14 protein-coding genes are annotated in these 12599 nt (G+C 59.2%); 6 read left to right on the top strand and 8 right to left on the bottom strand.

From position 1 onward, the window contains the following. The first annotated feature begins 278 nt into the window (after window positions 1-278). The gene (locus RBB75_RS09045; RefSeq protein ID WP_179640485.1) at window positions 279-536 is read left to right on the top strand and encodes a DUF3606 domain-containing protein; all 258 of its coding nucleotides are present in this window, start codon (window positions 279-281) and stop codon (window positions 534-536) included. Window positions 537-705: 169 nt separating this feature from the next. On the opposite strand, the gene RBB75_RS09040 is transcribed toward RBB75_RS09045, so the two are convergent. The 3 genes from RBB75_RS09040 to RBB75_RS09030 all read right to left on the bottom strand — a co-directional run bounded on the left by RBB75_RS09040 (window position 706) and on the right by RBB75_RS09030 (window position 2526). Continuing rightward, window positions 706-1068: a hypothetical protein gene (locus RBB75_RS09040; protein WP_353070239.1), complete on the bottom strand. Its 363-nt coding sequence runs from the start codon at window positions 1066-1068 to the stop codon at window positions 706-708. 281 nt (window positions 1069-1349) lie between these two features. Further along, window positions 1350-1691: a CsbD family protein gene (locus tag RBB75_RS09035; protein ID WP_353070238.1), complete on the bottom strand. Its 342-nt coding sequence runs from the start codon at window positions 1689-1691 to the stop codon at window positions 1350-1352. Window positions 1692-1836: 145 nt separating this feature from the next. Beyond that, window positions 1837-2526, bottom strand: a complete 690-nt coding sequence (locus RBB75_RS09030; RefSeq protein ID WP_353070237.1) for a hypothetical protein — start codon at window positions 2524-2526, stop codon at window positions 1837-1839. 355 nt (window positions 2527-2881) lie between these two features. On the opposite strand from RBB75_RS09030, the gene RBB75_RS09025 reads away from it, so the two are divergent. The 4 genes from RBB75_RS09025 (at window position 2882) to RBB75_RS09010 (ending at window position 4712) form a co-directional block, all read left to right on the top strand. Continuing rightward, a complete protein-coding gene (locus RBB75_RS09025; RefSeq protein ID WP_353070236.1) occupies window positions 2882-3247 on the top strand; it encodes a hypothetical protein in 366 nt (121 codons plus the stop codon). Between the two features lie 38 nt (window positions 3248-3285). Next, window positions 3286-3684 carry a hypothetical protein gene (locus RBB75_RS09020; RefSeq protein WP_179640481.1) on the top strand — a complete coding sequence of 133 codons (399 nt, stop codon included), beginning with the start codon at window positions 3286-3288 and terminating at the stop codon, window positions 3682-3684. Window positions 3685-3739: 55 nt separating this feature from the next. Beyond that, window positions 3740-4198, top strand: a complete 459-nt coding sequence (locus tag RBB75_RS09015) for a nuclear transport factor 2 family protein (RefSeq protein WP_179640480.1) — start codon at window positions 3740-3742, stop codon at window positions 4196-4198. A gap of 277 nt (window positions 4199-4475) precedes the next feature. Further along, window positions 4476-4712 (top strand): hypothetical protein, encoded by a 237-nt coding sequence (locus RBB75_RS09010; RefSeq protein WP_179640479.1) that lies wholly within the window; start codon window positions 4476-4478, stop codon window positions 4710-4712. A 27-nt stretch (window positions 4713-4739) separates the two neighbouring features. Here RBB75_RS09010 and RBB75_RS09005 read toward each other — a convergent pair whose 3' ends face one another. Beyond that, the gene (locus tag RBB75_RS09005) at window positions 4740-5156 is read right to left on the bottom strand and encodes a c-type cytochrome domain-containing protein (RefSeq protein ID WP_179640478.1); all 417 of its coding nucleotides are present in this window, start codon (window positions 5154-5156) and stop codon (window positions 4740-4742) included. Between the two features lie 110 nt (window positions 5157-5266). On the opposite strand from RBB75_RS09005, the gene RBB75_RS09000 reads away from it, so the two are divergent. Continuing rightward, window positions 5267-6529, top strand: coding sequence for a DUF5715 family protein (locus RBB75_RS09000; RefSeq protein ID WP_353070235.1), 1263 nt, complete (start codon window positions 5267-5269; stop codon window positions 6527-6529). Here the strand turns inward: RBB75_RS09000 and RBB75_RS08995 are convergent. The 4 genes from RBB75_RS08995 to RBB75_RS08980 form a co-directional block, all read right to left on the bottom strand. Continuing rightward, window positions 6526-7545: a Gfo/Idh/MocA family protein gene (locus RBB75_RS08995; protein ID WP_353070234.1), complete on the bottom strand. Its 1020-nt coding sequence runs from the start codon at window positions 7543-7545 to the stop codon at window positions 6526-6528. The two genes, RBB75_RS09000 and RBB75_RS08995, sit on opposite strands and share 4 nt — an antisense overlap. A gap of 42 nt (window positions 7546-7587) precedes the next feature. Next, window positions 7588-8715, bottom strand: a complete 1128-nt coding sequence (locus tag RBB75_RS08990; RefSeq protein WP_257031305.1) for a SurA N-terminal domain-containing protein — start codon at window positions 8713-8715, stop codon at window positions 7588-7590. A 22-nt stretch (window positions 8716-8737) separates the two neighbouring features. Beyond that, window positions 8738-9736 carry a DsbA family protein gene (locus tag RBB75_RS08985; protein WP_179640475.1) on the bottom strand — a complete coding sequence of 333 codons (999 nt, stop codon included), beginning with the start codon at window positions 9734-9736 and terminating at the stop codon, window positions 8738-8740. A gap of 85 nt (window positions 9737-9821) precedes the next feature. Continuing rightward, window positions 9822-12578, bottom strand: coding sequence for an LPS-assembly protein LptD (locus tag RBB75_RS08980; protein WP_353070233.1), 2757 nt, complete (start codon window positions 12576-12578; stop codon window positions 9822-9824). Window positions 12579-12599 lie beyond the last annotated feature (21 nt).

The raw sequence follows: 12599 nt of genomic DNA, 5'->3' as shown, positions 1-12599 counted from the left end.
CGAAAGTCGCAGAGGATCCGCCTCAGGGGGGCGTGCCTCGCTGGTTCCGCATCTAACGAGAGGAACGAGCTGAAAAGAACGAGCTAAAGGGGAATGGATTTATGTCGCATCCAAAAATACAACAGCGGGATGACCTTGAATAAAGACAGATACGGGGATCCTTCCCCGTTCGACTTCGCTCAGGATCAGGATGACGATCTTGAAGAATTAGTTCCTGGGGCCGATGAGTTTCAGGGTTTGAATTTTTAATTTCTAAACGAGAAAAGAGGAGTGAATCGATGTCTCATCCAGATCCGGCACGGCCGCATGAACACGAAGAAGTTGAGAAGTCCAAAGCTCGCACGCCTCACGCGGAGCATGTTGAGCCAGAGAAGGGTCCGCATGACCCGAAGGAGATCAATCCGAAGATGTCGTCCGATATTCACTACTGGGCGAAGGAGTTTGGAGTGACGGGAGACGCGCTGCATGAGGCGATTCGCGTGCATGGGACGCATGTGGATAAGGTTCGTGCGGCGCTGCAGCATCACAAGAGCTAACCGATCATCACAACAAGAGCTAACCGGTCATCGCAACAAGAGCTAACCGGTCATCACAAGCTGACCGACACAGCTGACCGACACAAAGATGCCTGCTTTCGTGATTGCTGCGTTGCTCACGAAGAGCGGGCATTGCTTTGTTACTTTGAGTTGTCGCACTTGCCGACTGCTACTGACCCTTGTAGGCGTTGGTGTAGCCTTTCACGAAGGACTCACGAAACTCCGTTTTAAAGGTGTCTTTGTCCATCCCCTTAGGGATCTTCGCGTGAGCGTAGGCTTTGTTCTCGGTGGGTTTGAATGACGTGCCACGGGATAGGTCGGCCTGGCCCTGGTTGAAGCCTGCGGCGTAGCCCTGACGAGCGACCATGTTGGGGGTGCCGTGCTCGGGATAAGCCATGTCGTAGCCGCGTGGCGCGGACCAGCTATTTACATCGCTGTCTTGCGAAGACTGCGCCAAGCCAGCGGGCACAACACTGAGAGAAAGCACACCAGCAAGCATGAGATGGGCCCAAGCGTTTTTGCGAAAGATCATAAAACCTCCGGATGGTCAGCGGTACTGCACTACTCCACCTGACAGGTACGACTCGGTATGGATGGGTGGGGTTGCCCTGAGTTGGGCTGCGCTGGGTTATTGCAGATGCGGGGATCGTTCGCTCGGTTCGACTTTGTTCAGGGTCAGGAGGATGGCCCGCTTTAAACGAACCGCTCATCTTAAACAAACCGCCCACCTTCGCAACGGAACATTGCGCGGATGGGCGGTTTTTGTTGCATGAGAACCGTGGGCCCAAATCTATTGCTGCAGCTTTGTTTCTATTAGTTCAATTCGTGGATGGTTTGTCCGACGGCTTCGCCGATGCGTCCTGCAACGTCTTTAACGTTGCCTACGACGCGGTCTGCTGCGCCTTCGTCAGCGAGATTCTGGTTGCCGGTGAGATTGCCAACGCCTTGCTTGATGGCTCCGGCGAAGGAGCCGACCTTGCCCTCGGCCTGTTTCTTTGTGCCCCAGGCGAAGGTCTTACGGGCGGCATCGGTAAATCCGTCATAACCGATGTCGTAGGCTGGCTCGGGTTTGTCCGAGAGTTGATCGAAGAACAGCACATACGTTGCGGCGATGCCAATTCCCATGCCGACCAGAATCCAAGGGAGTCCTTTCATAACAAACCTCCACTGAGTGAGATGCAAAGTGTAGGTGCGGCGAACAAAAAATTATCCAGGCCGAGGCAAGTGGCTCGGGTGCTGGCGGTGACGGGTTGGCTTGCTGGCCTGCTGGATGCTTGCCTACTGGATTTGATGGGCGATTTTAGTGGGTTGCGGCGCCTGCGCGAAGCGGCTGCAGATCCTGATCGAGCATTCCGGCGAGGTCCATGGCGAGGCCTGCGCCCTTCGCGTCGGTGTAGGTGCCTAAGGTGCCTTTGAGCTCGACGTCCTTCTTCTTGCCGGCGACCTCTTCGGTGCAGGGGGTTCCGGTGAGGTAGGAGGCGGTGAAGCCGATGGTGCGTTTGGCGGTGGTCTGCTCCTGGATGACGACGTGGAGGGTGCGGTCGGCGTTGGCGACGGTGTCGACTACGGTGACGCCGGTGAGGGCGCTGATGGCCTGACGGATCTGGCCGGCGATGGCACCGGTAGAGTCGTCGCCGGCGACAGTGAGCAGGACGTGGATCTGGCCGGAGGGTGCGGTTCCGCTGGCTGGGCAGACGAGCCAGTGCTTGCGTGGATCGGGTTTGGCGGAGTTCATGAGATTGTTGAGCTGGACCTGGGTGAGCTTGTTGAGGCCGTCGGTCTTGAAGTCGTCGGAGGAGATGCCGAGTGCCTTCTGGACGTCGGGCGACCAGGTTGCCATTGCTGTTTTGGAGGAGGTTCTTGGCTTGTGCGGGGCGGGCGATGGAGTTGTTTGCGCGGACATGAGAGAGCCGGCGAGACCCAGTGCCATGAAGCTTATCGCGGCGCCTGCCACTACGCCTGCCGAGATGGTACCGATTCGATGCTTCACAATCCCCCTCCAAATGCTGCTGTTTGAAAGCTACTGCAAGATGAGACGATCCTGCAGGGCAAATAGACGAAATCGACTTTACTGGCTTGTTTGATTCTTGTTGGATAGATGATGCCTGATCTTAAAAGGGATGAACTAATTGGGGATACACCCTTCGAGGTTACTTTCGGCGGCCTGGGTTCCGGCTAGTGCTCGATCTCCGGGGTTCCATCAAATCTCCGGGATTCCATCAAGGGGCTGGCTATATTCCTAACTGGCTATATTTCCTAACTTGTGGCGGATTGGCACTTACCTTCCCTGGCTGGACCTGCGAATTTAACTCTGCGCGACGAGGAGATTCGGCATCTAACCGGGGATGACCAAGCTACGAAACGCGGTCCTTCTGACTCCTCTGCTGCTTGCGAGCTGCGCTCCGGCGTTCGCACAGCGTTATAACAACAACAACGCCTACTACAGCGGGATGCGCAACGGCGGACGCGGCGGGAACTACTATAACGATCGGGATCGCCGCTACCACGACGATCACTACAGAGATAATCAGGGGGGCATCGGACCTGGCAAGGGCGCGCTGATCGGCGCCGGGGGCGGTGCAATTCTGGGCGCGGTGTTCGGTGGCGGCTTGAAAGGAACGATTATTGGCGGGGCCGCAGGTGCAGGTATTGGCGCCGTGGTCGGCAACGCTGCCCAGAACAATCGCGATGACCGCTATCACCGTTACTAGACGCCTTTCTAACCTACGAACGTAAAGGAACGATCCCCATGCGCCTCTTCTCTCGCCTCGCACTCTGCTTCGCTCTGACCGCAGTTGGCCTTTGCGCTTCGGCTCAGCAACCGTCGGCTGCGACGATTACTCCTTCGGCAGACTCGACTGCTGCCCACAACTGGACGAAGGAGCAGATTCTGACCTGCACGGTCTCTGACTGCTGGCAGCTTGCCGGCAAGAATGAGGGGACGTTCTTCGACATCGTTCAGCAACTGGCGGAGATCTCGGCGGAGACACGGGGCCTGACGCTTCCGGAGAGCGCTGAGGCCGGCAAACGCGCGGGCGAATACATCAAGGCAAAGGCAAAGGCCGATCATGGACAACTGCTCTATGCCATCGTCGATGCTTCTGTCCGTCGGGTGGGGACCAAGTCGGCAACGGCGCCGGCGAACTGAACTGGGTACAACCTTCCGGCGTCCATAACGGGAGGGAGACGCTAAGATAATCCCCATGCGTCTCCTCCTTCTGGTTATCGCTTCGCTTCTTGGTTCCGGAGCAGTTGCTCAGACCCCTGCGGCTTCGTCACCGCTGCCTGCCTCGATCGATATCGTCAAGCTGGAACAGAATCTTTGGACGACGATGGCTGAAGGCGACTTCGGGACGGTTCGCAGTCTGTTTACGGAAGACTTCATCCTGGTGGACGAGCACATTCAGGCTCTGGACACGCTGCTGATCACGCTGAAGCACTGCAAGCTTGAGTCGTATGAGCTTCGCGATCTGCAGGTTCGTATTCTGACGCCAGACTCTGCGCTTACTGCGTATCACGTAGTGAATACGTTCCAGTGCGGCACGCCAGAGAAACCCACCGTAATGAAGAATGACAATAACTCCGTCACGGTCTGGGTTCGTCAACCCAAGAGCGGGAGATGGCTTGCCCAGGTGCACACAGAGACGCCCGCGAAGCCCTGACGATGGGTGGAAAAATCCTTCGAGCCTCTGCTTCGCGAAGATCCCAATATGGGACGTGCGCGGACCTGCGGATTATTTTATTCGATAAAAACCGACTGTCAGTATTGAGGGCGGTCTAGAGTTCTGAATAGAAGTTCAAGACGAAATGCAAGATAAAAGATGTGTTTAGCTTTCGATACACGAAGTATTCATGGAACCGAAACTTTTGCCTGCGCATTGCGTCTTCACCTTCATTGAGATTGGGCCCCCTGAGGCACACCTCCCCAGAGGCAACAGAATGACTTTTGGTTTCAAGCGATTCGCGATCACGCTGATGCTCTTTCTAGCGCTCAGCTTTGCCTTTGAGCGCCAAGCCCATGCTTACGTTGATCCCGGTTCAGGCCTGCTTATGTTTCAAGGCATCAGCGCGGCGGTCTCAGGAGCGCTCTTCTACTTCCGCCGCCGGATTAAGAATCTGTTCGTCCGGAGCCAGGAGAGGCCGGAGACGGGAACGAGAACTCCATCCAGCTCTTAGCGGATTGGTGCTCACTTTGAGGAAGAGTTACGGCGGAGGATCGGCCGGCATGATCGCGCCTGCCTTTACCCACTGCTCGACGGTTGCGATGTCCGCGTCGGAGAGCTTTGGCTGCTTCGGTGGCATGGGCATGGGGTCCTTCGCTGGGCCCTCATGGCGGATCAGCCGCACCAGAAGACTGTTTGCGGGATCGCCTGGAATGAGCACGGTGCCCTCGTGGCCGCCCTTCAACATTCCTGCTCGCGTTTGAATATTCAATCCGCCACGGTGGTTCATTCCCCCATGGCAGCGGTAGCAGTTGGCCTGAAAGATGGGCTGGACCCTGGTCGTGTAGAACTCGGGCGCGACTGCCGCATCCTGCGCCGCCTGCACGGTTGCTGCCTGAAAGCCCCACCCAATCAACCCGACAGCGACCAGACCGAAGCCCAGCAACATTCTCCTCATCCACTCCCCCTGTTAACGACCAAGTATACGGAACCCACCTCGTCACTTCCATGCTCTCTCACGAACGTTTAACTTAGGAGTTGCTCTGGCGTCTCCGCGTCTCCAAAAACATGATGCGTTTGACCGCCCCCATCCCGGCCCTTCTGGCGCTTGCGGCTCTGTGTTTTTCTTGCGCAGGCAGCCTCGCCAAACCGATGCATCATCCCTCGGCCCATAAGAAGACTGTTGCCGCTGCGGTGGCGAAGCATCCGGACCGACGGAAGACCGCCGCGAAACCGTCGCATGCAACGCATAGCTCGAAGCATCACAGCGCGCCCACTCCAAAGACCGATCCACCTATGAGCGTGCGCGTTCATGGGCGGTCAGCAGGCGGACGCCATCTGCGCCATGCGGTTCGCGCCTCGCGCCAGAAGGCGACGCAACCTGAGCTGGCTGCCTCCGCCGGGACGCCGTTGAAGGCTACATCAGAGGATTTTCTGAAGGCGGCCGCGTCGACCCAGGTGGAGACCCAAACTGCTGTGGCGATCCACGGGACGTTGCGCCCCGAAGCGCGCCAGGAAGAGCGCTCCGAAGAACTGAACGAGACACGTCAGGCTACGGCTGCACCTGCGCGCAAGTCGTCGACTTCGTCGAAGCCGGTCTCTGTGGCCAAGCCCGTTCCTGTCATCAGCGTGGTTCGGCCGGCGGCGGAGAGGCCGCAACTGGCCAGCGTGGAAGAGGTGGCCTCGACTCCGGTGATTCTGCCTAATCTTTATAACAAGCGTGGGCGGCTCATCATGCCTCCGCCGTTGAAGGGCTCGCACGAGATTCTCGTTCATCAGAACGAGGTCGCCGATCGCGATGGGCTCTCCCGCATTCAGGATGATGGCGACCTGGTGGATATGCGCGGGAAAAAGTTGCTGGTTGCGCTGCCTGAGAGCGAGGCTCTCCAGGTGGATGATCGGCTACCGGTCAACCGGCGTTACTGCCGTCCGTGGACAGCGCAGTTTCTCGCAACGCTGGCGCGCGCCCACTACGCTCGCTTTCACTCGCCACTGCAGGTGAACTCCGCTGTACGCACAGTTGAATTTCAGCAGCACCTGGTGCACATCAACGGCAATGCGGCGCCGGCTGAGGGCGACACGGCCTCTCCGCATCTGACGGGGCAGGCTGTCGATATTGCGAAGCATGGCCTCTCGCTGACGGAGATTGCGTGGCTTCGGGGCTATCTTTTGCCGCTGGTGCAATCGGGAAAAGTGGATGTGGAAGAGGAGTTTCAACAGTCGTGCTTCCACGTGAGCGTTTACAAGAGGTATCTGCCGCCGGCGCCTGAGCGCGATCTTGCGATTCTGCATCACGGCGGGACTTCTGCCCTGGCTGCGGCTTTGCGCTAAGAGTCTGCGGAGGTGCGGAGGTTCTGGCGGGATCCGCTGCGCCAGCTCGCTATGGCTGCATCGAGCGCCCGCATGTTGTGGAGACCATCTTCGCCGGTAGCCGCGAAGTCGCCATCACTGCGCAGGGCAGCGGCGAAGCTATCCAGCATTCGCGTGTAGCCATCGCCGTTGTCGAGGGTGACTCGCTCGACCACCTCGCCTGCGCGGCGAACGACTATCTCTACTGGGCGATCGACGGTGAGACACCCTTCGGCGGTCATCACGCCATTGTTGCCGTTGACCTCGACCAGAGAGCGGTAGGGTGCACGGGCACTAGTGGTCACCGTGGCAAAGATGTCGCCAGTCATCTCCATCTGGAGCGAGGCGATGGCTTCGAGGTTGCCTGAGGAGGCGTCTTTGCGGGCCAGAGTGTCGACGCTGATGACGTCATTGCCTAGAACGAAGCGCAGGGCGTCGATGCAGTGCACGCCGACATCTCCGATGGGTCCGCCGTAAGCCAGCGTTGCGTCGATGATCCACTTTCTTGCGGAGTTGGTGGCGGGATAGCAGTACTCGGCGCGTGCAAGCTGTGGGGTGCCGATGAGGCCAGCGGCGATTTGGTCGCGCATCCACTCGAGGCTTCGGTTGTAGCGAAAGTTTTGTGCGACGCCGAAGAGTAGACCGGACGCGCTGGCTGCGGCGTTCATCTCTTTGGCCTGTGCTGTGCTCATGGTCAGAGGCTTCTCGCACAGGACTGCTTTGCCGTGCTTTAGCGCAAGGAGCGTGTCGTCGCGGTGCATCGCGTCAGGTGAGGTGATGAAGACGACGTCGACATCCGGCGAAGAGCAGAGCTCCTCCCGCGTGGCGAAGCAGTGAGGGATTTTGTACTCGGCGCAGTTGGCGATGGCGGCAGCGTGATCGCGGCGCCACATCCCGCTCAGTGTGGATTGCTCACACCTGGGAAAGGCAGGCAGCAGCCGACGAATTGCGTGGTGACCAAAGCCAAGGATCGCGAAGCGCACTGGCTGCTGCGTCATGAGACCTCCCGAGAGAGATGAGTGGCGATATTATTTGGAGAGTTAGTGGGCGTCGGTCTTGAAGATCTGTTCGGCGAAGAAGTTCTCCACCTTGGCCTGATCGTGCACCATCTCCAGGTAGGCGCTCTTGAGCAGCTGCGAACGCACATCGCGCAACTGCTGGCGGATGGCCTGCTGGACACGGGGATCGTTGACATCGCGCTGGCCTGCGGGGTCGCGGGAGATCAGCTTGTAGATTGCGTAACCGGCGGGGCGCTTCGTCTGAGCATCGAGCAGCGGAAGGATGTCGGTGATCTGGCCGGCCTTCAGCTTGGTAATGGCGTTGAAGGCGGTGGGATCCTGGTGCAGCTGCGACTCGTCGACGAAGCCCATTTCTCCGCCGTTGGGCGCGGTCTGGGGCTGCTCGGACCAGTTGCTGGCGATGGTGCCGAAGTCCTCGCCGCTGTCCAGGCGATTTTTCAACGCCTGAATCTTCTTCTTCGCTTCGACGTCGTTGGTCGCTTTGCTTCCCTGCAGGTTTCCCGGCTGAGGCGACGGTTGACCGGTCACCTGAATGGTTGCGAGGCGGTACTTGGTCTCAAGCAGATTGAACTCGGCCTTGTGCTGGTTGTAGTAGCTGGCCACATCGGCGTCGGTGACGGTGATCTTGGAGTTGATCTCTTTGTTGAGCAGCTTGTTGATGGTGAGGCTGCGACGCAATGAATGCTTTACATCGTCGATGGTCTGATTGCTGGCCTTCAGGCGTTGCTGAAACTGCTCCTCCGTGTAAGGAGCCTTCATCTCGGCTAGCTTTGCATCGACCTCTTCGTTGGTCGCGGTGAGGTTCATCTTCGCGGCGCGCTGTTCGACGATCTCTTCATCGATCAACTCGCGGAGGAGGTTCAGGCGCAGCGAATCGGCCTGTTCGGGCGAGGGCTGCTGCTGTTGTTGGGCGGCATCTCCGAGTTGCAGTTTGTAGGCTTTCTCGAGGTCGGCCTGCATGATGGCGTGGCCGTTGACCGTGGCGACGACGTCGGCGTTGTGACCGTGGTTGCATCCTGCAACCGGCAAGAGCCCGGCAGCCATCGTCAACAGCAATGGGAGCAATGGAATCGAGGCGGTGCGATAGGAGCGCGTGTTAGAAGTACGTTCGTTCTCGGCCGACAAGCTCGGCACATCCGTATTCCGCATCCAGATCTCCTGCATTCTTCTGCTAGTTGCCGGGTTTGGTCGCCGGCGGGGTTTGAGGCTGTGCCTGAATTGGTGTCGGCGGCGGTGGAGGCGTCTGCCCGGAGGCAATCAGCGCGCTATCGATCATACGATACACGTCCTCGAGGGGCTGCGCTCCCTCCACCTTTTCTCCGTTGATGAAGAGCGCCGGCGTGGAGTCTACCCCCAGGCTTTCGCCCAGCTTGATCGACGCTTTGATGGCCGTGTCATCCTGCTTGGCGAGGCACGCATTCAGCGACTCCGCGTTGAGGTTCTGTTTCTTCCCTTCGTCGCGCGCGAGGGTGTCGAGCGTCTCGTTAGCCTTGGCGAGACTCTTGTCTGTGCCGCCGAGTTCTGCGGCGTGAGCGTGGATGTAGTCCACCAGATTCCAATAGCCCATAGGGCTGTGGGCGCCTACGCAGTTGGTATCAATCGCCGCGCGCATGGCCCAGGGATGCTGATCCAGCGGGAAGTCGCGATAGACGATATGAATCTGATCCTTATAGCGCTCGGTCAACGCGGGAAAGAGCTGCTCGTGCATCTTTGCGCAGTAGGGGCACTCGAGGTCGTCAAAGCCGACGATGAGCACGGGCGCGTTTGCGGGACCGCCGCGTGAAGGCCGGCCATCGCCGCTTACGAGGAGCTTTGGATCCTTGCTGATGTCGAACTTACTGAATTGAGCCAAGGTATTGCCGTCAGTCGAGAGCAGAAATTCGGCGGGCTTGCTGGACTTGCCGTCGGCCAAGAACGATACGCTGATTTTGTCAAAGCCTGGCACGTCGCTGCGGGTACGAGATCCGATCTGAATCACATAGCCTGGAGGAATCGACGCCCTGGAACGGATGAGCACTTCTACCCTTCGCGTGAGCTCAGGAGAGAGCTTGCCCGAAGCATCGCCGGCACCAGGGGGCACAGTCTGCGGAGAGGTCTGTGCATGGCAGCCGAGGGCGGCCAGCGTAAAGGCAAAGATCAGGGTTCGGAACGGCTTCACAGCGATCAACACAATACCTCGATTATCTCACGCAGAGCCGATTTACAAGGCTTCGGACCCCTTGGAGCGGTCCCCGGAAGAGCGCGACTTCGGCGCCTTAGAAGAGGCTGGCTGCACGCCGCAGATTGCCCGCTGTTCCGATGTTCAGCAGGGTGAAGTTGAATCTCTCCGTGGTCTCATTTCGCACCGAGCCCAGCTCGTACTTGCGAACCTCGACGCTGAATCCGCAGCAGTCCCAGTTATAGGACCCCTGCACGGCACCGTACTGCACCAGGCCGGTGTTATTTGCGTTGAGATCCAGCCCTACGTTGCCTGCCACTCCGAGGCCCGGCTTGGTCGGCGAACCGTAGCCCAGGAGCAGCCGCAGCTGATTGAAGTCCGAGACTGCCGAGGTTACTCCTTCAGTATAGAAGCGGCCCGGAGCGTTCAACCGCGCGTAGCTGAGGCCGGCAAAGACGTTGTTCTGATGCACGTCCACGAATACGTTGTTGGAGGTAAACTTCTTTGCGCCGGTGTCGAGATCGAAGTCCCACTCCACGTCCATGTGCGAGGAGGTGCGCAGGCGCAGACGGGAGACCAGAGGGGAGATGGCCCTGGGCTCGGTGAGAAATGCGATTCCTGAGAAGTTCAGCGTCGTGTCGAAGATGTTTCGCCGGCCGTTGATGACGGCTCCGCCGAAGTTCTCGTTGAAGAAGTGCTTCTGCGTCAGCCGCCAGCTGAGCAGCGGATGACTGCCGCAGTTGGGCAGCGCATCTTTCTCGCTGCCACCCTGTCCCCTGGTCTGAACCTTGCCGCTATCGTCATCCCAGTACTGGGTCTGCGCGGTGGTCGTGGGTCTTTCTTTGCAGGGACGGGCCTTTGTGGGCCGCAGGAACAGCCGCTGGGTCACTCCGTACTCCAGTTCGTTGGTGTTGCTTACGATATCGGCATCGTCGAAGCGCAGGACGCTCAAGAAGTTGTTCACGCCGGTGACGTAGCGGTAGGTCAGCTCCGGCTCGATGGTGTGCTTCACGTCGTTTCCGCCGAAGAGCTTTTCGACGCGTGGCGAATCGAAGGTCCGCTCCACCACAGGCGCCCGCAGATCTGCCTCAACCTCAACATCGGACCGGTTGAGAGGGTTGGGAAGCTCGACTGGAACTCCGATCGGGGCGTAGGGAACCTGCCTGCTTCTGGAGTACGCGGTCTCGCGAGCGCCTATCGACGCGAGCATGTGCCATCCATCGAAGCCGAGACGATAGGAGAGCTCGGGATGCAGGTCGAACCGCTGGGTAAGCCCGCCGGTAGAGAAGTCCGGCTGCACGCGGGACAGTCCGGCGTGGGAGGCGTCTATGCTCCACAGCAGTCCGGTCCGGCCGATCTCGTGCTCGGTGCTGGTGAAGTCGAGCGACGGCGCATGAAAGATCTTCACCTGTTCTTCCGGGATTGCCGGCGTGGTCGGGGTCGCGGCTACGCCAGCCTGTTTCAGGCCCTGATATCGATCCACACGGGCCGACGCGGAGTATCCGTCCCACTGATGCACGCCATAGACGATCGAAAGGATGTCGCTCGACACTGCGACGCTGAAGTTCTCGGCAAATGCCTCGCGATAGGCGTACGAACTCAGATACTCCACATCCCCGACTACTCTCGTCTGCGAAGTGAAGTCGTGACGCCCCGAAACCGTCGCATCTTCTCCGCCTTGATTCAGGTACACGCCGCTGGTGAAGATGCCACGGTCGAGCAGGCCGGTGTATCGGGCCTTCGCAAAGTCATTGCCTAGTCCGCGGTATCGAAACGTTGCTGACTGCTCCCACCCGCGGAGGGAGTAATACTGCGCGCCTACGGTGAGGTCGGTGCTGCGGTTGATCGCCCAGTAAAACTCCTCGCCGAGGGTGAATCCCTTGGTCGATGAGTAACCCGGCACCGGGATCATGAAGCCGGTCTGCCTCTGCTCGGAGTCCGTTGGGTGGGTTACGTAGGGCAAAAAGAGCACAGGGATATTCATCAGCCGGAAGGTGCTGTTCTGGGCCTTCGCCTTCTCGCTGTCGACCGCAAACTTTCCTGCGTAGAGCATCCAGTCGGGGTGCGGGAGCTGACAGGTGGTCAAGGTGCCGTCGTAGATCTCATAGGACTGCGGCCCTGTCCGTACGACCATGCGGCCGGTGAACAGAAACGGATTGCTGCTGGAGTAGGTGAGCGTGTGGCCTGCGCTCTTGAGCCCGACAGAGCCGGTGACGTCGTAAAAGGTCGCCGTCTGCTGCTTGAGATTCATGGTGCCGTGGCTGGCGGTGAGGTCCTCGTGGTTTGCGCCACCGCTTACGTGCAGATGCCCCGTCGCGGTGAGCTCGCCTGAGGCCTGATCGAACTCGATGTGATCGGCCTTTACGATGCGATCGCGATAGGTCAGCATGACGTCTCCATCCAAGGTGACGACGCTTCCGCTTCTCGACAGCGTGTCTTCCTCTGTCTTTACGTCGGTGGTGTCCTCGGTGGCGGGGAGCACCTCGGCCACCGGATATTGCGTCGCTCGTGGATTTTGCGCCGTTTCTGGATAACGCGCCGCGCCGGGCTCATCCGGCAGGCGCTCATCCGGCAGGCTCGAGGACGTATCTTGCGCATCAGAAAGGGGGGTTGCCTGAGTCGTCACCTGCTGGGCCCGCAGATGTGGATGACTTGCGGGGAGCACCATGATAGTTATCAAGAGGTAAACAGCGGTTCGGAGGCTTCCGGAGTAGAAGCCGCAAGCCTTCGCAACGGGATGGAACGGCTTCGTGCCGCCGAACAGCAGAGCGAGCAGAGGCCGTCGGCGCTGCCCATGGGGCTTGATCCCAGGTTCGTCGGGCTTGAAACTTGATTTGAGACTAATCAGGCGCACCACTCTTTGAGGCTAAACGAT

It is taken from the genome of Tunturibacter empetritectus, from assembly GCF_040358985.1.
GTDB lineage: Bacteria > Acidobacteriota > Terriglobia > Terriglobales > Acidobacteriaceae > Edaphobacter > Edaphobacter empetritectus.
Note: the sequence above shows the minus strand (reverse complement) of the source record. Positions and strands in the feature narration are given on the sequence as shown.